Here is a 17,272-nt window from a genome sequence, read left to right as displayed (position 1 = left end):
TTTCTTGCACGCCGGTGGAAAGATCGGCTATGGGAGCAGCATGACGATCAAGCCGCTTATCATCCTTCCCGATCCTGTGCTTCGCCAGGTTTCCACGCCGATCGAAACCATCGATGCGGACATCCGCCGTCTGGCCGACGATATGCTCGAAACCATGTATGACGCGCCCGGCATCGGCCTTGCCGCGATCCAGATCGGCGTTGCCAAACGCATGCTGGTGCTCGACGTTTCGAAAGAAGGCGACGACAAGACCCCGCTCGTTTTCATCAATCCCGAGATCGTTGCTTCGTCCGATGAGCGCTCGGTCTACGAGGAAGGCTGCCTGTCGATCCCGGACTTTTACGCCGAGGTCGAGCGCCCCGCGGCGATCACCGTCAAGCATCTCGACCGTGACGGCAAGGAACAGATGATCGAGGCCGATGGCCTGCTCGCCACCTGCCTGCAGCATGAGATCGATCACCTGAACGGCGTGCTGTTCATCGATCACATCTCCAAGCTCAAGCGCGACATGGTGATCCGCAAGTTCACCAAGGCCGCCAAGACGCGCGGTGCGAAGGCGATCTGACGCCGACCACGTAAGCGGTCGCGAACAGATCGCGCGATGGCACGATTTGAGGGCGGGGATCCACTGAGCAATCCCAGGAAAGCGTGAAACGGTTTTCCGCCCGGGGTTGTCCTGTTTCAGAGAATGAGATCATTTCGCTGTTTCCCCGCATGAAGTGATCTGAAAGGACGGAGTTACCGCCTTGTCACTTCGCATCATCTTCATGGGTACGCCGGAGTTTTCGGTGCCGACGCTGGCGGCGCTTGCCGAGGCTGGCCACCAGATTGTTGCCGCCTATACGCAGCCGCCGCGGCCGGGCGGCCGACGCGGGCTCGATCTGCAGAAGTCGCCGGTGCACCAGGCGGCCGAGCTGCTCGGCATCCCCGTGCTGACGCCGGTCAACTTCAAGGACGAGCCGGATCGCCAGACCTTCCGCGACTTCGACGCCGATGTCGCCGTCGTCGTCGCCTATGGCCTGCTTCTGCCCGAGGCGATCCTCACCGGCACCAAATACGGCTGCTACAACGGCCATGCTTCGCTGCTGCCGCGCTGGCGTGGTGCTGCCCCCATCCAGCGCGCCATCATGGCCGGCGATCATGAGACCGGCATGATGGTGATGAAGATGGACAAGGGGCTCGATACCGGCCCCGTCGCCCTCACCAAGGCCGTCCAGATCGGCGAGACGATGACGGCGGGCGAATTGCACGACCGGCTGATGCAGGTCGGCGCCGGCCTGATGCGGGAAGCGATGGCGAAGCTCGCGGCCGGCGATCTGCCGCTGACCGCGCAGCCCGACGAGGGCGTCGTCTATGCGGCGAAGATCAGCAAGGCGGAAACCCGCATCGACTTTGCCCGCAGCGCTCGCGAGGTGCATGATCATATTCGCGGCCTGTCGCCATTCCCGGGCGCATGGTTCGAACTCGAAATCGCTGGCAAGCCGGAACGTATCAAGGTTCTGAATTCCGAGCCGGCATCGGGCGCCGGCGAGCCCGGCACGGTGCTTGACGACAATCTCACGATTGCCTGCGCCGAGGGTGCGGTCCGGCTCACGCGCCTGCAGCGCGCCGGCGGCAAGGCGCTCGGCGCCGCCGACTTCCTGCGCGGAACGCCGGTCGCGTCCGGCACGAGGGTCGGCTGATGCCGCGGTTCAAGCTGACCGTCGAATATGACGGCTCCGACTATGTCGGCTGGCAGCGGCAGGACAATGGCGAGTCCGTGCAGGGTGCGATCGAAAAGGCCGTCCTGTCCTTGACCGGCGAGACCGTTTCGATCCGCGGCGCCGGTCGCACCGACTCCGGCGTGCACGCCAGTGGCCAGGTCATGCATGTCGATCTGACCCGCCCGTGGAAGCCCTATACGCTGCGCAACGCGCTGAACGCGCATCTGGGGCTTGCGGGTGAGCGTGTGGCGATCCTCGAAGCCGAGGAAACGTCGCCGGAGTTCGACGCGCGTTTCTCGGCGCTGCGCCGGCACTATCTCTACCGCATCATCTCCCGGCCGGCGCCGCTGGCGCTGGAAGCCAGGCGCGCCTGGTGGGTGCCGAAGCCGCTCGACCACGCGGCGATGCACGAAGGCGCGCAACGTCTCGTCGGCCATCACGATTTTACGACCTTCCGCTCGGCCCATTGCCAGGCAACGAGCCCGGTGCGCACCCTCGATCGGCTGGATGTCGCGCTCGTCGCCGGTGTCATCGAAATCCGCGCCACGGCGCAGAGCTTCCTGCACAATCAGATCCGGTCCTTTGCCGGTTCGTTGAAGCTGGTGGGCGAGGGGAAGTGGACGCCGGACGACCTGCAGGCCGCACTCGAAGCGCGTGACCGCAAGGCTTGCGGCCCCGTGGCTCCGCCCGATGGGCTATATTTCCTGCAAGTGGATTATTGATCGCCGGCTGATCCCGGGCTCCAGGCGTGTCTCGATCTTTCAGATTCGCTCGCGATTTGAGTCCTTGAAATTCCGCATGTCGTTATCGCAAAACCGCTGCGCACTTTTGCGCGACATGCGCTAGCCCGGGATCAGGCCGAAGAAGCGCTGCAGGAGATCGCCGATCATCATCGATGGCAGCAGGAAGAGTGCCGTCAGCGCCGAGGCAAGCAGGATCTGGTTGCCGGTAATCATGCGCAGAAGCCGGAAAAGCACCGCGACGCTGACGACGAGCAGCGCCAGCCAGATCAGGCTCGTCAGGCCCTGGCTTCCCGGAATGATCAGGCGAATGGCGGCGGGAATGGCCATCGCATAGGAAAGCGGGACCGAGAGCCAGTTGGTAGTGACGACGATGGGCACCACCGCGCCGGCAAAGCCGAGCGGGCGCGATAGAACAGCGATCAGCACCAGCGGCAGCAGCCAACTGACGAGATCGACGACCAAGAGCTTGAAGATGAAGCCGATGCCGATCACCGTGCCTTCAGGCATGGCCGACAGGTAGTAGAACCGCCAGGATGCCCATGTGACGGCGATCGCCGGCAGGCACCAGAGCATAGAGGTGAAGGAGCGCCAGAGGCCGCTCTCACTGAAATCGAGCCAGCGGAATCCCTCCTCTTTGCCCTGAGCCAAGAGCCAGAGGCCCTTGATATAGGCAAGCACCTCATCAAGCAGCGGCATGGCCGAACCAACTGAAGATGAAGGTTTCGTAGATGTTCGTCAGCGTCTCGAGGTCGGCGACGGCAACGCGCTCGTCGACCATGTGCATGGTCTGGCCGACCAGGCCGAATTCGACCACAGGGCAGTAGTCCTTGATGAAACGCGCATCCGAAGTGCCGCCCGTGGTCGACAGCTTCGGCTGGCGGCCGGTGACCGCTTCGACAGCGCCGGAAAGCGAATCGATCAGCGCATTGTTGCGCGTCAGGAACACGTGGCTCGGGCGTTCGGCCCAGGTGATCTCGTAGCGGACGGGCGCGCGGTCGGGCCTGAGGCTGCCGCTTGCAGCCGCCCGGTCGAGCCGGGCGATGATCTCGGCCATCAGGCTTTCCGCCGTCCAGGTGTCGTTGAAGCGGATGTTGAAGGCGGCACTCGCCTTGGCCGGAATGACGTTGACGGCGCCATTGCCGACATCGATCGTCGTCACCTCAAGGTTCGATGCCTGGAAACTCTCGGTGCCGTTGTCGAAGGGCGGATCCATCAGCGCCTGGGTCAGCTGCAGGATGCCGCGCACGGGATTGTCGGCAAGGTGCGGATAGGCGGCATGGCCCTGCACGCCGTTGACGTTGATGCGGCCGGAGAGCGAGCCGCGCCGGCCGATCTTGATCATGTCGCCGAGATGGTCCGGATTGGTCGGTTCGCCGACGAGGCAGGCGTCCCAGCGCTCGCCCTTGTCGGCCGCCCATTGCAAGAGCTTGGTGGTGCCATTGATTGCCGGCCCCTCTTCGTCACCGGTGATGAGGAAGGAAACCGAGCCCTTCGGGAGCCCTTGTTTTTCGATGTGGCGGGCGACTGCGGCGACGAAGCAGGCGATGCCGCCCTTCATGTCGACGGCGCCGCGGCCGTACATTTCTCCGCCGGCGATGTCGGCCGAAAACGGGCCGTGGCTCCAGGCGGCTTCGTCGCCGACGGGAACGACATCGGTATGGCCGGCGAACATCAGATGCGGGCCTTCCGTGCCGAGCCGGGCATAGAGGTTCTCGATATCGGGCGTGCCGACGTCCTTCGCCACCATGCGATCGACCGCAAAGCCGAGCGGCTTCAGCATCGCCTCCAGGGCGGAAAGCGCTCCGCCTTCGGCCGGGGTGACCGAGGGGCAGCGAATGAGGGTGGCGAGATTGGCGATCGGATCGGTGGGGGTCATCTAACGCTATGCCGTCTGCTTGGCCGCTGAGGCCAATGGAATGGAGGCTGCTGGTTTATCCGATCGCCAGCGAACTGTCACGCGGGATGGGGAACTGTCACGCGGGGATGCAATGCGGCGCCGCGCCTGGGCGGAGGCGCGACGCCGCAGCGTCAGCGGGCCGGGATGGATCCGGCCCGCGTGAAGAGTGTAACGGGTAAAAAGGCCCTATTCTCCGGGTGCGAGATGCGGCGCTTCGATATGGGCTCCGGCGTGCTTCAGAGGCCGCTCGCCGGTAAGCTTGCGGATCAGCACGTAGAAGACCGGCGTCATGAAGATGCCGAAGGCGGTGACGCCGATCATGCCGGCAAAGACCGCGACACCCATGGCCGAGCGCATTTCCGCACCGGCCCCCGTGGACGTGACCAGCGGCACCACGCCCATGATGAAGGCCATCGAGGTCATCAGGATCGGACGAAGACGCAGCCGGCTCGCCTCGATCGCGGCCTTGACCGGGGTGCTGCCCGACAGTTCGAGTTCGCGGGCGAACTCGACGATCAGGATGGCATTCTTCGCCGACAGGCCGACCAGCACGATCAGGCCGATCTGGGTGAAGACGTTGTTGTCGCCTCCCGTCAGCCAGACGCCCACCAGTGCCGCCATGATGCCCATCGGCACGATCAGGATGATCGAGATCGGCAGGGTTAGGCTTTCATACTGGGCGGCGAGCACCAGATAGACGAGCAGCAGCGCCAGCGGGAAGACCAGGATGCCCGAATTACCGGCCAGGATCTGCTGATAGGTGAGATCCGTCCATTCGAAGGCGATGCCCGGCGGCAGGGTTTCGGCGGCGATCTTCTCGATAGCCGCCTGTGCCTGGCCGGACGAGAAGCCCGGAGCCGGGCCGCCGTTGATGTCGGCGGACAGGAAGCCGTTATAGCGGATCGCCCGTTCGGCGCCGACGGTCTGCTCGACCTTCAACAGCGCCGACAGCGGGATCATCTCGCCGGTCTGCGAACGCACCTTCAGCTTGCCGATGTCGTCGGCATGGCTGCGGTAGTTGGCATCCGCCTGGATGCGCACGCTGTAGGTGCGGCCGAAGGCGTTGAAGTCGTTGACGTAGAGCGAGCCCAGGTAGATCTGCAGGGTCTCGAACACGTCGGTGACCGCCACGCCGAGCTGGCGTGCCTTCACCCGATCGAGGTCGGCATAAAGCTGCGGCACGTTGATCTGGAAGCTGGAATAGAGCCCGGCCAGCTCAGGCGTCTGGTAGGCCTTGGCAAGGAACGCCTTGGTCGCCTCGTCGAGCGCCTGGTAACCGAGGCCGTTCTTGTCCTCGAGCTGCAGCTTGAAGCCGCCGGTCGTGCCGAGACCCTGGACGGGCGGCGGCGGGAACATGGCGATGAAGGCATCCTGGATCGCGCCGAATTCCTGGTTGAGCTGCATGGCGATCGCGCCGCCTGACAGTTCGGGCGTCTTGCGCTCCTCGAAGGGTTTCAGGGCAACGAAGACGATGCCGGAGTTCGACGAGTTGGTGAAGCCGTTGATCGACAGGCCCGGGAAGGCGATGGCGTTCTTGACGCCCGGATGCTTGAGCGCAATTTCGCTCATGCGCTTGATCACGTCTTCCGAGCGGTCGAGCGTTGCTCCATCAGGAAGCTGGGCGAAGCCGATCAGGTACTGCTTGTCCTGGGCCGGCACGAAGCCGCCGGGGATGGCGCGGAACAGCGTGAAGGTGACGCCGAGCAGCAGGACATAGACGACCATGATCAGCGACTTGCGCGTCAGGATGCGGCCGACGCCGCGGCCATAGGCCTCCGAGCTTGCCCCGAAGAAGCGGTTGAAGCCGCGGAAGAACCAGCCGAAGGCCTTGTCCATCGCCCGCGTCAGCCAATCCTTCGGCGCGTGATGGTCCTTCAGGAGAAGGGCGGCCAGCGCCGGAGACAGCGTCAGCGAGTTGAGGGCCGAGATGACAGTCGAGATCGCGATCGTCAGCGCGAACTGGCGATAGAACTGACCGGTGAGGCCGGTGATGAAGGCGAGCGGCACGAAGACGGCGACGAGCACCAGCGCAATCGCGATGATCGGGCCGGAGACTTCCTGCATGGCGCGATAGGTCGCCTGAACCGGCGACAGGCCCTGCTCGATGTTGCGTTCGACGTTTTCCACCACCACGATCGCATCGTCGACGACGATGCCGATCGCAAGCACCAGGCCGAAGAGGCTGAGCGCGTTGATCGAGAAGCCGAAGACATACATCACCGCGAAGGTGCCGACGATCGAGACCGGCACGGCGACGAGCGGGATGATCGAGGCGCGCCACGTCTGCAGGAAGATGATGACGACAAGCACGACGAGCGCGATCGCTTCGAGCAGGGTATGGATGACCGACTCGATCGAGGCGCGGACGAATTGCGTCGTGTCGTAGACGATCTCGTAGTCGACGCCCTCAGGCATGGTGAGCTTCAGCTCAGCCATGGCCTTGTGCACGTTTTCGGAGATCTGGATCGCGTTCGAGCCCGGCGCCTGGAAAATGCCCATGCCGACCGCCGGCTTGTTGTCGAGCAGCGAGCGCAGCGAGTAGTCGGCAGCGCCCATCTCGACGCGGGCGACGTCGCCAAGGCGGGTCACTTCGCCCTCGGCGCCGGATTTGACGACGATGTTGGCGAAATCCTCAGGCGTCTGCAGACGCCCTTGCGCGTTGACGGAAAGCTGCAGATCGAGGCCGGGAACGGAAGGCGAAGCACCGATGACGCCGGCGGCCGCCTGGACGTTCTGACCGCGCACCGCATTGGCGATGTCGCTTGCGGCAAGACCGCGCTCGGCGGCCTTCTGCGGGTCGATCCAGACGCGCATCGAATAGTCGCCGCCGCCGAAGATCTGCACCTGGCCGACGCCGTCGATGCGGGCCAGCCGATCCTTGACGTTCAGCACACCGTAGTTGCGCAGATAGTTGATGTCATATTGCCCGTTGGGCGAGATCAGGTGCACGACCAGCGTCAAGTCTGGCGAGCTCTTGACGGTGGTGACGCCGAGGCGGCGCACCTCTTCGGGCAGCCGCGGCTCGGCCTGCGAGACGCGGTTCTGCACGAGCTGCTGGGCCTGGTCCGGATCGGTGCCGAGTTCGAAGGTGACCGTCAGCGTCATCAGGCCGTCGGCGGTCGCCTGGCTCTGCATGTAGAGCATGCCTTCGACGCCGTTGATCTGTTCTTCGAGCGGTGTCGCCACCGTCTCGGCGATAACGGCCGGGTTGGCGCCCGGGTACTGCGCGCGCACGACGATCTGCGGCGGAACGACTTCGGGATATTCGGAGATCGGCAGACCGGTCATGCCGATCAGGCCGGCCACGAAGATCAGGACCGAAAGAACGCCCGCGAAGACCGGGCGGTCGACGAAGAAGCGTGAGAAATTCATGGTATCCCCCTTGGGACGAGTTCGGGCAGACGGCGGGTGTGCCGCGGCGAAAAGTGTCGCCGCGCGGCGCTGTCTGCTGAGTGATGCCTAGGCCGGCCGCCTCTTCACACCAGGCGAAGAGGCACCTGGATTACTTGGCGATCGAGGCGGTCGTTTCCTCAACCTGCTGCGGCGCCACGACGACGCCAGGGCGAACCCGCTGCAGGCCGTTGACGACGATGTTCTCGCCGGACTTCAGGCCGCTTTCGACGATCCGCAGACCATCGGAATTCGGCCCGAGTTTCACCTGGCGGTACTCGACCTTGTTGTCGGTGCCGACGACGAAGACGAACTTCTTGTCCTGGTCGGAGCCGATGGCGCGGTCGCTGATCACGAGCTTTTCCTCGGGGTCCGGCTCGCCGATGCGGATGCGGACGAACTGGCCAGAGATCAGCTTGCCGTCGGCGTTTTCGAGCGCTGCACGCACCCGGATCGTGCCGGTTGCCGCATCCACCTCGTTGTTGATGAGCTGGATATGGCCCGTGATCGGCGTGCCCTCGTCCGCGGCGGTGCCGACCTGGACCGGAAGGCGCTCGATCGCGTCGCCGCCTGCCGAGGAGGCAAGTTTGGCGAGTGCGGTCGTGACCACCTCTTCGCTGGCGTTGAAGCTCGCATAGATCGGATCGACCGAGACGAGTGTCGTCAGCACCGGCGAGGCAGAGCCTGCGGCGACCAGGTTGCCGGCGGTGACGTCGAGCCGGCCGACGCGGCCGGAAATCGGCGCCCGCACCTCCGTATATTGCAGGTCGAGTTCGGCGGTACGCAACGCCGCCTTGGCCGAGCGCACTTCGGCTTGAGCTTCGTCATAGGCGCTGGAGCGCTGGTCGACGCTGCTCTGCGGCACGGCGCTGGTGGTCACCAGCTTGCGGCCGCGCTCGAGTTCGATCTTGGCAAGCGCGACGCGCGCTTCGGCTGCCTCGACCTGGGCCTTCGCCCGTTCGACGGCCGCGGCATAGGGCTCGGGATCGATCGTTACCAAGAGATCGCCCTGCTTGACGAGCGCGCCTTCGCGGAAATGCGCCTTGAGAATGGCGCCGCCGACGCGCGGGCGAACCTCGACCCGCTCGATCGCTTCGAGCCGGCCGGAGAATTCCTCCCAGGTGGTGATACGCTTGGACTGCGCCCGCGACACCGAGACCGGCACGGCCGGAGGTGGCGCCGCGGCGGTCTCGGTTGCGGCGTCGGCCTCGAAATGCTGCGGCAGGCCGAGCATGACGGCACCACCGCCGGCGACAGACAAAAGGATACTCAGGCCGGCGCCCCAGAGGGCCCGACGGGTCACTATCGATGTCATCTTTTCTCTCCTTGCCGGTTGGGAGCCGGCGCGTTGCTTTCGATGTCAGACAAGGTGAAGGGGCTGGGTGACCGCCGCTCTCGTCTAACGCACCGTCATTTCCGCCGGCTTCGCCCCCGTCTTCTGGAAGAATCGGGAGAAGATGCCGGTAATTTCTTCCTGCTGTGCCGCCCAGTTTTCCTTGGCGACCGTATTCTGCGGCAGCCATCCGGCTCGTCCCGGCAGGACGTGAGATTCAACTGATACGCCCGCCTGACGCAGGCGTTTGGCATAGGCTTCGGTTTCGTCGCGCATCGGACACTCCTCGCTGGTGAGGATCAGCGAAGGCACGAGGCCGGCGAGCCGCGTGCAGTGGGCCGGCGCGGCGTAAGGATGCGTGAAGCCGCCGCTTTGCCCGAGGTAGCGCTGCCAGCCGTCGGCGATCGATTGCGCCGAGGACTGCGGACAGTATTGCCGGAACGATTCCGTCGCGAGACACGGGTCGAGCATCGGCGACAAAAGAATCTGGCCCTTGAGGTCGGTCAGATACTGGTCACGCGCCATCAGCGCGGCGCCGGCGGCAACATTGCCGCCCGCCTCTTCGCCGGCCACGAACAGCGACGATTTCTTGTGCGCGAACTGCGGGCAGCGCGAGCGCATCGACGACAGCATGGCGTAGGCGACATCAAGCGCCGCGGGAAACGGATTGAGGCAAGCTGTGGAATATTCCGGCGAGATCACCACGGCGCCAGCCGCCGCAAGCGCCTCGGCGACGCGCTCACCGGCGGCGATCGTTCCGCCCATGAAGGAGCCGCCATGCAGGTGCAGCACGATCGGCGGCGGATTGAGCAAAGCTTCGCCGCGGTAGACGCGTGCCGTGCAGCAGCCTTGGCCGGTCTGCATCGTCTCCACTTTGAACAGTTCGCCCATCTCTCTTGCCTTCGGCCCGAGCTCAACCCACATGTGGCGACAACACGCCACGGTAGGAGAATAACATTGTCTTCTGTCTGGAATAGTCTTTTCAAACTGACTACACTATTCGTATTCTCGAACAATTATGGCTCTTGAAAATGGACCAGCTCACGGCCATGCGTGCGTTCCTCCGGGTCGTCGAAACCGGGAACTTCACGCGCGCCTCCGCGTCGCTCAGCATGCCCAAGGCAACGTTGACCAATCTCATCCAGGGGCTGGAGGCGCATCTGCGCACGAAGCTCCTGAACCGCACCACGCGCCGCGTGCTGGTGACGCCTGATGGTGCGCTTTATTACGAGCGGGCCGCGCGCCTCTTGACCGACCTCGACGAACTGGACGGCAGCCTGTCGAGCGCCCAGAGTTTGCCGAAGGGGCGATTGCGTGTCGAGACGGCGGGCGCCTTTGCCAATCTGATCATCGTTCCAGCGCTTCCTGAGTTCAATCGGAAGTATCCGGACATCCAGATCGACCTCGGCGTTTCCGATCGCACCGTCGACTATCTCGCGGAGAACGTCGATTGCGCCATCCGTGGCGGCGCACTGACGGATCAGTCGCTGATCGCCCGACGCATTACAGAGATGAAATTCGTCACCTGCGCCTCGCCGGAATATCTCAAGCGGCACGCAATGCCGCAGCATCCTTCCGATCTCGCGAAGAATTGCTCCGTTGTCGGCTATTTCATGCCGAAGACCGGCCAGCCGATGCCCTACCAGTTCCGCCGCGGCAACGAAGAGATGGAGGTCCAGGGTCGTTACAGCGTCGCGGCAAACGAGGCGACGACCTATCTTGCTGCCGCGCGCGCCGGATTGGGTGTCATCCAGGTGCCGCTCTTCATGGTCCGCGACGATCTGCGGGCCGGCACCATGGTTCCGGTGCTCAGCGACTGGCAGATCGATCCGGAGCCGGTCTATCTTGTCTATCCGCCGAACCGCCACTTGAGCAGTCGCCTGCGCGTCTTTGCCGACTGGGTGGTGAAGGTGGTCGCCCAGTCGCAACTCGACGCGGAGTGAGCCTCACTTGTCTCGTTCGGCGTCGTAGCGCTCGCGGGCCACATCCAGCGCGCCGAAATGCGTCTCGGCCCAACGATCGAGCACCAGCAAGGTTTCGCTGAGTGAGCGGCCGATCGGGCTCAAGCTGTATTCCACATGCGGCGGCACGGTCTTCTTGTCCTCGCGGATAACGAGGCCGTTGCGCTCCAGCTCCTTCAGCGTCTGCGTCAGCATCTTCTGCGAGATGTCGCCGAGCCGGCGCATCAGCGCGGCATTGCGCATCGGCCCACCTTCGAGCGCCGAGATAATGAGCATCGGCCATTTGCCGGCGATCAGCTCCAGCGCGTGGCGTGACGAGCAGGTTGGATCGAACACGTCAGGGATCGAGGCTGCGGGCGCTTTCGCCGGGCTTTCCGGATTTTCCATAGTTACCAAAAGGTGCGTAATTGTTCTTTGGTGCCTACCCTACCAGATTGTGAACCATGTGAGAATTCCAATGGAGACGAACATGGCATGGATCATTCTGATAGCGGCGAGCCTCGTCGAGATCGTCATGGGGCTGGCGCTGAAATACGCCGAGGGCTGGACGAAACTGATGCCGAGCGCGATCGGCATCGCGGCAGCTCTCGGCAGCGTCTATCTCCTGACGATCGCGATGCGAGACCTGCCGGCAGGCACAGCCTACGCCGCCTGGACCGGCATCGGCTCGGTCGGCATCACTGTGCTCGGCATCGTGCTCTTCGGCGACCCGATCTCCTGGATGCGCATCACCTGCATCGCGATGATCATCGTCGCCGTCGCCGGCCTTCGCTTCCTGGAAGCCTGAGACCACATCGTTCGCAACCCTGCTCACGAAAAAAGCGCCGCGATCCGATCGCGGCGCTTTTTAATTGACTGAGAACTCTGCCGGTGTCGGCTTAGCCCTGGCGGTTCTTGGCGTTGCCCTTGGGCTTGGTTTTGGGCTTGAAGCCGCCGTCCTTGCTGGCGTCCGGCTTGCCCTTCTTCTTGTTGTTCCAGGGCTTGTCGGCACCCTTGGCCGGCGGCCGGTCCTCGGTATGGGTCGGTCCATCGGAATAGGCGGCCTTCTTTTCGAACTTCCGCTTCGGCTTGAAGTCGCCGCGATCATCGCTCCGCACAGCATCGTCGGAATAGGGGCGCTTCTTGGCAAAGCCCGGCTTGTCCTTGGAGTAGCTCGGCTTTTCCTGACGCTGCTGCGAAAGGTCAGGCGCGCCAGCGAGCGGCTTCACCCGAATGCCTTTCTCCAGCATCTTGTCCTTGCCGATGGCCGACAGGAACCGTTCGGCACCCTCGGAGGTCATCTCGACGAAGGTTTCCTCCTGCTGCATGCGGATCGCGCCGATGTCGCGCTTCGTCAGCTTGCCGTGGCGGCAGAGCATCGGGATCAGCCAGCGCGGCTCAGCGCTCTGCTTGCGGCCGACCGATAGCGAGAACCAGCTGCCGTCGCTGAAATCCGCGCGATCGGCGCCGAAATCCTCGCGGGGTCCGGCGCGCTCGTCCCGGCGCGGTTTTGCACGATTGTCCCCGACGGCAACCTCGATCAGGTCTTCCGGAGCGGAGCGTCCCGAGCGGAACTGGCGCACAAAGGCAGCGGCCATCTGTTCAGCGCCGTGGCGTTCGATGAGCGCCGCGACGATCGCCTGTTCGTCCTCGCGGATCGGCTCGGCAAAGCTGGTGTCGGCAAGCAGGCGCTCGTCGTCACGCTGGCTGACCTCGTCGGCCGACGGTGGCCGGGCCCATGTCGCGGTGATCCGGCCGCCGTCGAGCAGGCGCTCGGCCTTGCGGCGCTGGTTGACCGGCACGATCAGCGCGCTCACACCCTTCTGGCCGGCGCGGCCGGTACGGCCGCTGCGGTGCAGCAGCGTTTCCGAGTTGGTCGGCAGGTCGGCGTGGATGACCAGTTCGAGGCCCGGCAGGTCAATGCCGCGGGCGGCGACGTCGGTGGCAATGCAGACACGGGCGCGGCCGTCGCGCATGGCCTGCAGCGCGTGGGTGCGCTCGTTCTGGCTGAGCTCGCCCGAGAGCGCCACCACCGAGAAGCCGCGGTTGTTGAAACGGGCGGTCAGGTGGTTGACCGCGGCGCGGGTCGAACAGAAGACGATCGCGTTTCTGGCCTCGTAGTAGCGCAGCACGTTGATGATCGCGTTCTCGCGATCGTTCGGCGCCACCGTCAGGGCGCGATATTCGATGTCGACATGCTGCTTCTGTTCGGAAGCGGTGCTGATGCGCACGGCGTCGCGCTGGTAGTTCTTGGCGAGCGTGGCGATCGATTTCGGCACGGTTGCCGAGAACATCAGCGTGCGGCGGTCATCGGGGGATTCCTCGAGAATGAATTCGAGGTCCTCGCGGAAGCCGAGGTCGAGCATCTCGTCGGCCTCGTCGAGCACGATGGCGCGCAGCGAGGAAATGTCGAGCGAGTTGCGGCGGATATGGTCGCAAAGACGTCCGGGCGTGCCGACGACGATGTGAGCGCCGCGTTCCAGCGCCCGCTTCTCGGTACGCATGTCCATGCCGCCAACACAGGAAGCGATGGTCGCGCCGGTTTGTTCGTAGAGCCATTCGAGCTCGCGCTTCACCTGCAGCGCCAATTCGCGCGTCGGGGCGATCGCCAGCGCCAGCGGTGCGCCGGCCGGGCCGAAGCGGCGCTCGTCACCCAGCAGGGTCGGCGCGAGCGCAAGGCCGAAGGCGACCGTCTTGCCGGAACCGGTCTGCGCCGAGACCAGCGCGTCCCTGTCGGCGAGCTCCGGGTCGCGCATCGCCTTTTGAACCGGCGTCAATTCGTTGTAACCGCGTTTTGCCAACGCCTCGGCGATCGCAGGCGCGATCCCTTCGAATTCAGTCATATCGTATCTTTCGGATTTCGGTCGTCATGCCCAGGACGAACGGATCGTCATTGGCGCGAATTGCCGTGGCCAGCACGTCGCGGGCCTGTCATGGCGCGCTACATACGCGCTCGCACGGTTCTTGTACAGGGGCGAAGGGTCCAGAGCGGGATGAGGAAAGGTGTGCACGGCTTTCCGCCCGCATCCCGCTCCAACTTACAGGAAACGATCCTTTTGTGATTTTGGGTCGATCCGATCCAAAATCATCGTGTCTAGAGTCCCGGTTGGTCGCTGCGCGCGCCGAATTCGTTGGGTCCCGGCTCACCCGGCCACAGGCAAAGCGCGATGAAGACCACCGGGCTGAGGACGGGAATGAACAGACAGAGCGAGAGCGGTCCGGGATAGCCGATATCGTGCAGGCGCTTGATCGCCAGCATGGCGATCGAGGGCAGGGAGACGATCGCCGAGATGGCGAACGCCAGCGTCCAGAGGGCCAGCGCCGTCTCGTGTTCTTCGTTGGCAACCATCCTGGCGACGATGAAGCCGCCGATGAGGAACCAGAACAGCCAGGACAGGAAGAAGGGCAGGCGGCCGATGCGACCGGAGGGGCTGAAGAACAGCCAGGTCATGCTCGGCTGCGGCCCCTCCGGTGTCATCGCATCAGTCCCGCAGCAGCTCGTTGATGCCGGTCTTCGAGCGGGTCTTCTCGTCGACGCGCTTGACGATGACGGCGCAATAGAGGTTCGGTGCCGGCTGGCCGTTGCCCATGGTCGAGCCGGAAGGCATCGAGCCTGCGACGACGACGGAATAGGGCGGCACTTCGCCATAGGTGATTTCGCCGGTGGCGCGGTCGACGATCTTGGTCGACTTGCCGATGAAGACGCCCATGCCGAGGACCGAGCCCTCGCGCACGATGCAGCCTTCTACGACTTCCGAGCGGGCGCCGATGAAGCAATTGTCCTCGATGATCGTCGGGCCGGCCTGCATCGGCTCCAGTACGCCGCCGATGCCGACGCCGCCAGAGAGATGCACGTGCTTGCCGATCTGGGCGCAGGAGCCGACGGTTGCCCAGGTATCGACCATCGTGCCTTCGCCGACATAGGCGCCGAGGTTGACGAAGGACGGCATCAGGATCGCGTTGGGGGCGATATAGGCCGAGCGGCGCACGACACAGTTCGGTACGGCGCGGAAGCCGGCCTTCTCGAATTCGTTGACGCTCCAGCCGTCGAACTTCGACGGCACCTTGTCCCACCAGACGGACTGGCCCGGGCCACCCTTGACGATTTCCATCGGGTTGAGGCGGAAGGAAAGCAGCACCGCCTTCTTCAGCCATTGATTGACCGTCCACACGCCATCCTCGCCGCGCTGGGCAACGCGGACCTTGCCGCCGTCGAGCAGGTTCAGTGCCGTCTCCACGGCATCGCGCACTGCGCCGCGCGTTCCGGTGTTAACGGAATCGCGGTCTTCAAAGGCGGTCTCGATCGTCTGCGACAGGGAGGTGAGGTCGTGGTTCGTCATCGGAATTCCTTAAAGTTCGGCGGTTATCCTGCGAAAGCTCTACTGCATAATTCCTCAAATCGGAATCGATTTAAGGACAAAAATACGCAGCAGATCTAGGTGCTGCAGCGATCTTGACACGTCTTGGCGGACGTGTGGCGCTGTAGAAGCCGGTCCTGAAAAGTTGAAGGGCTTTTCAGGCCGATGCGCTTGCCCGGGGTTGGCAAATCCGGGCGATTCCTGCACTACAGCGCCGCGCACCCGTTCGGGACGCGCAAGGGGCGCGCAGCGCAGTGGTGCGCTTGCAACCTTCATGACCGAGGATTGAGGATAGGACGCGTCTGGCCGAGATGCCGATTGTCCGGAACGCGACGAGAAAGACGACACGATGGCACGCATGAAGAAGCGCGCACTGCGCCGCAAGGACGGGGTCTGGGATCCACTGGCCGACAGCTCGCAGAGCCGGCAGCGAGCGCAGACGGTCCCGATCACGCCGCAATCGGCATCGCCCTCCTATCGCCTCGCCTATATCGACGACGATTTCCTTTGCCGCGAGGAACTGCGCCCGGTCCGTCTGCAGCTCGAACTCATGAAGACCGAGATGATGCTGGAAGAACGCGGCATCAATTCCACCATAGTGATGTTCGGCGGTGCCCGCATTCCCGAGCCCGGCGGTGATGCCTGGGCGGCAAAGAACGAGACCCAGCGCAAGAACCTCGAGGCGGCCTCGGTCTATTACGAGGAAGCGCGCAAGTTCGCGCGGCTCTGCTCCGAGCATTCGGCCAAGCTGCACCACAAGGAATATGTGGTCGTCACCGGCGGCGGACCTGGCGTGATGGAGGCGGGCAACCGCGGCGCCCACGATGTCGGTGCACCGTCGATCGGCCTCAACATCGTGCTGCCGCATGAGCAGGCGCCGAACCGCTTCGTGACGCCGGAACTGTCGTTCAACTTCCACTACTTCGCCATCCGCAAGATGCACTTCCTCTTGCGTGCCAAGGCCGTCACCGTCTTCCCCGGTGGCTTCGGCACGCTCGACGAGCTCTTTGAAACGATGACGCTGATGCAGACCGGACGTCTGGCGCTGGTGCCGCTCATTCTCTTCGGCGAAAAGTTCTGGCGTTCGATCGTCAACTTCGAGGCGCTTGCCGAGTTTGGCACGATCGCACCCAATGACATCGATCTGGTACACTTTGTCGAAACGGCGGACGAAGCCTGGGAGATCATTGCCCGCTTCTACGAAACCGTCGATCCGAAGTCGGTGCCGATGGCGAACGGGCGGCGCTAGGCGCGGCGTTCAATAATGCACATAGCCCCTTGCGCGGGTTGCAAGGGGCTATGGGTCAGGCAGGAGCCTCTCCACCGGGCGGTGGAAAGAGGGGGATGCTCCCGTCAGATCTTCTTGGTGAAGTCGGCTGCGTCGATGACACCGTCACCGTTCTTGTCTCGCCGCTTGAACATGGTCTCGGCGGCGCTCGAAACTTCGCTCGCGCTGAGCGAGCCATTGCCATCGGTGTCGATGCGTTTGAAGGCCTTCGGCCTGAGACCCGGCAGCATCGTTGGGCGAACTTCCTTGACCTTGGCAAGGGCCGCTTCGCGCTCGGTGCCAGTCTTGTCCTTGGCCTCTTTCCAGGCCTTGCGTGCCTCGCGGAAGGCTTCGCGTTTGGCCTTCATCTCATCGGCGCTGATCTGGCCATCGCCATTGGTGTCGAAGGTTTTGAAGTTGTCGGAGATCCGCGCCTGGAACTCGGCGAGCGAAACCTTCTGGTCCTTGTCGGTGTCGAGCCGCTGGATCATGCGCTCGCCCCGTTGCTCGGGCGTCATCTTTTCGCGCGCGGCAAAAGAGGGGCCGGCCATGCCGGTGACGGCGACTGAGAGCGCGGTCACGGTAAGGATCAGGATCTTGTTCGGCATCATGCTTCCTTTCGATCGGGTTGTCCCTGATCG

Annotated in this window: 16 protein-coding genes; 6 read left to right on the top strand and 10 right to left on the bottom strand. The window is 64.0% G+C overall.

The features are described from left to right. Nucleotides 1-40 precede the first annotated feature (40 nt). From def to truA, 3 genes are all read left to right on the top strand, one after another. Nucleotides 41-565, top strand: a complete 525-nt coding sequence (gene def / locus ACTJKE_RS17700; RefSeq protein WP_058329133.1) for a peptide deformylase — start codon at nucleotides 41-43, stop codon at nucleotides 563-565. Nucleotides 566-746: 181 nt separating this feature from the next. Beyond that, nucleotides 747-1,682, top strand: a complete 936-nt coding sequence (gene fmt, locus ACTJKE_RS17695; protein WP_058329089.1) for a methionyl-tRNA formyltransferase — start codon at nucleotides 747-749, stop codon at nucleotides 1,680-1,682. Further along, nucleotides 1,682-2,425, top strand: coding sequence for a tRNA pseudouridine(38-40) synthase TruA (truA, locus tag ACTJKE_RS17690; protein ID WP_058329088.1), 744 nt, complete (start codon nucleotides 1,682-1,684; stop codon nucleotides 2,423-2,425). The genes fmt and truA overlap by 1 nt, the downstream gene beginning before the upstream one ends. 120 nt (nucleotides 2,426-2,545) lie before the next feature. On the opposite strand, the gene ACTJKE_RS17685 is transcribed toward truA, so the two are convergent. The 5 genes from ACTJKE_RS17685 to ACTJKE_RS17665 all read right to left on the bottom strand — a co-directional run bounded on the left by ACTJKE_RS17685 (nucleotide 2,546) and on the right by ACTJKE_RS17665 (nucleotide 9,957). Beyond that, nucleotides 2,546-3,142, bottom strand: coding sequence for a hypothetical protein (locus ACTJKE_RS17685; protein WP_058323640.1), 597 nt, complete (start codon nucleotides 3,140-3,142; stop codon nucleotides 2,546-2,548). Next, on the bottom strand, nucleotides 3,129-4,322 hold the full coding sequence (gene dapE, locus ACTJKE_RS17680; RefSeq protein ID WP_058329087.1) for a succinyl-diaminopimelate desuccinylase: 1,194 nt from the start codon (nucleotides 4,320-4,322) through the stop codon (nucleotides 3,129-3,131). The genes ACTJKE_RS17685 and dapE overlap by 14 nt, the downstream gene beginning before the upstream one ends. A 207-nt stretch (nucleotides 4,323-4,529) precedes the next feature. After that, complete coding sequence (locus ACTJKE_RS17675) at nucleotides 4,530-7,715, bottom strand: efflux RND transporter permease subunit (RefSeq protein ID WP_058329086.1); 3,186 nt, start codon at nucleotides 7,713-7,715, stop codon at nucleotides 4,530-4,532. A gap of 130 nt (nucleotides 7,716-7,845) precedes the next feature. Beyond that, complete coding sequence (locus ACTJKE_RS17670; RefSeq protein ID WP_058323638.1) at nucleotides 7,846-9,048, bottom strand: efflux RND transporter periplasmic adaptor subunit; 1,203 nt, start codon at nucleotides 9,046-9,048, stop codon at nucleotides 7,846-7,848. A gap of 84 nt (nucleotides 9,049-9,132) precedes the next feature. Then, complete coding sequence (locus ACTJKE_RS17665) at nucleotides 9,133-9,957, bottom strand: alpha/beta hydrolase fold domain-containing protein (RefSeq protein WP_058323637.1); 825 nt, start codon at nucleotides 9,955-9,957, stop codon at nucleotides 9,133-9,135. Between the two features lie 140 nt (nucleotides 9,958-10,097). On the opposite strand from ACTJKE_RS17665, the gene ACTJKE_RS17660 reads away from it, so the two are divergent. Continuing rightward, entirely contained in the window at nucleotides 10,098-11,009 is a 912-nt protein-coding gene (locus tag ACTJKE_RS17660) for a LysR family transcriptional regulator (protein WP_058323636.1), read from the top strand. A 3-nt stretch (nucleotides 11,010-11,012) separates the two neighbouring features. Here the strand turns inward: ACTJKE_RS17660 and ACTJKE_RS17655 are convergent, their stop codons facing one another. Beyond that, nucleotides 11,013-11,363 carry a winged helix-turn-helix transcriptional regulator gene (locus ACTJKE_RS17655; protein WP_425986117.1) on the bottom strand — a complete coding sequence of 117 codons (351 nt, stop codon included), beginning with the start codon at nucleotides 11,361-11,363 and terminating at the stop codon, nucleotides 11,013-11,015. Between the two features lie 133 nt (nucleotides 11,364-11,496). On the opposite strand from ACTJKE_RS17655, the gene ACTJKE_RS17650 reads away from it, so the two are divergent. Then, complete coding sequence (locus tag ACTJKE_RS17650) at nucleotides 11,497-11,814, top strand: DMT family transporter (RefSeq protein ID WP_058329132.1); 318 nt, start codon at nucleotides 11,497-11,499, stop codon at nucleotides 11,812-11,814. 91 nt (nucleotides 11,815-11,905) lie between these two features. On the opposite strand, the gene ACTJKE_RS17645 is transcribed toward ACTJKE_RS17650, so the two are convergent. From ACTJKE_RS17645 to dapD, 3 genes are all read right to left on the bottom strand, one after another. After that, a complete protein-coding gene (locus ACTJKE_RS17645) occupies nucleotides 11,906-13,849 on the bottom strand; it encodes a DEAD/DEAH box helicase (RefSeq protein WP_058329085.1) in 1,944 nt (647 codons plus the stop codon). Between the two features lie 251 nt (nucleotides 13,850-14,100). Beyond that, complete coding sequence (locus ACTJKE_RS17640; protein ID WP_058329084.1) at nucleotides 14,101-14,484, bottom strand: DUF805 domain-containing protein; 384 nt, start codon at nucleotides 14,482-14,484, stop codon at nucleotides 14,101-14,103. Nucleotides 14,485-14,488: 4 nt separating this feature from the next. Then, nucleotides 14,489-15,346: a 2,3,4,5-tetrahydropyridine-2,6-dicarboxylate N-succinyltransferase gene (dapD, locus tag ACTJKE_RS17635; protein WP_058329083.1), complete on the bottom strand. Its 858-nt coding sequence runs from the start codon at nucleotides 15,344-15,346 to the stop codon at nucleotides 14,489-14,491. A 367-nt stretch (nucleotides 15,347-15,713) separates the two neighbouring features. Here dapD and ACTJKE_RS17630 point away from each other — a divergent pair, with 367 nt between their 5' ends. Further along, nucleotides 15,714-16,613, top strand: coding sequence for an LOG family protein (locus tag ACTJKE_RS17630; protein ID WP_057248043.1), 900 nt, complete (start codon nucleotides 15,714-15,716; stop codon nucleotides 16,611-16,613). Nucleotides 16,614-16,717: 104 nt separating this feature from the next. On the opposite strand, the gene ACTJKE_RS17625 is transcribed toward ACTJKE_RS17630, so the two are convergent. After that, the gene (locus tag ACTJKE_RS17625; RefSeq protein ID WP_162261268.1) at nucleotides 16,718-17,239 is read right to left on the bottom strand and encodes an EF-hand domain-containing protein; all 522 of its coding nucleotides are present in this window, start codon (nucleotides 17,237-17,239) and stop codon (nucleotides 16,718-16,720) included. Nucleotides 17,240-17,272: the final 33 nt, after the last annotated feature.

The sequence above is a fragment of the Ensifer sp. 22521 genome (assembly GCF_052044795.1).
GTDB lineage: Bacteria > Pseudomonadota > Alphaproteobacteria > Rhizobiales > Rhizobiaceae > Ensifer.
The sequence above is the reverse complement of the archived record's forward strand: the minus strand, read 5'-3'. Positions and strand labels throughout refer to the sequence as shown.

Bases quoted from the DNA above. Each gene is read 5' to 3' on its own strand.
- ACTJKE_RS17630 (WP_057248043.1), top strand. From the start codon at position 15,714: ATGGCACGCATGAAGAAGCGCGCACTGCGCCGCAAGGACGGGGTCTGG.
- ACTJKE_RS17675 (WP_058329086.1), bottom strand. From the start codon at position 7,715: ATGAATTTCTCACGCTTCTTCGTCGACCGCCCGGTCTTCGCGGGCGTT.
- ACTJKE_RS17650 (WP_058329132.1), top strand. From the start codon at position 11,497: ATGGCATGGATCATTCTGATAGCGGCGAGCCTCGTCGAGATCGTCATG.
- ACTJKE_RS17640 (WP_058329084.1), bottom strand. From the start codon at position 14,484: ATGACACCGGAGGGGCCGCAGCCGAGCATGACCTGGCTGTTCTTCAGC.
- ACTJKE_RS17665 (WP_058323637.1), bottom strand. From the start codon at position 9,957: ATGGGCGAACTGTTCAAAGTGGAGACGATGCAGACCGGCCAAGGCTGC.
- ACTJKE_RS17625 (WP_162261268.1), bottom strand. From the start codon at position 17,239: ATGCCGAACAAGATCCTGATCCTTACCGTGACCGCGCTCTCAGTCGCC.
- ACTJKE_RS17660 (WP_058323636.1), top strand. From the start codon at position 10,098: ATGGACCAGCTCACGGCCATGCGTGCGTTCCTCCGGGTCGTCGAAACC.
- ACTJKE_RS17685 (WP_058323640.1), bottom strand. From the start codon at position 3,142: ATGCCGCTGCTTGATGAGGTGCTTGCCTATATCAAGGGCCTCTGGCTC.
- ACTJKE_RS17670 (WP_058323638.1), bottom strand. From the start codon at position 9,048: ATGACATCGATAGTGACCCGTCGGGCCCTCTGGGGCGCCGGCCTGAGT.
- ACTJKE_RS17645 (WP_058329085.1), bottom strand. From the start codon at position 13,849: ATGACTGAATTCGAAGGGATCGCGCCTGCGATCGCCGAGGCGTTGGCA.
- truA (WP_058329088.1), top strand. From the start codon at position 1,682: ATGCCGCGGTTCAAGCTGACCGTCGAATATGACGGCTCCGACTATGTC.
- dapD (WP_058329083.1), bottom strand. From the start codon at position 15,346: ATGACGAACCACGACCTCACCTCCCTGTCGCAGACGATCGAGACCGCC.
- dapE (WP_058329087.1), bottom strand. From the start codon at position 4,322: ATGACCCCCACCGATCCGATCGCCAATCTCGCCACCCTCATTCGCTGC.
- def (WP_058329133.1), top strand. From the start codon at position 41: ATGACGATCAAGCCGCTTATCATCCTTCCCGATCCTGTGCTTCGCCAG.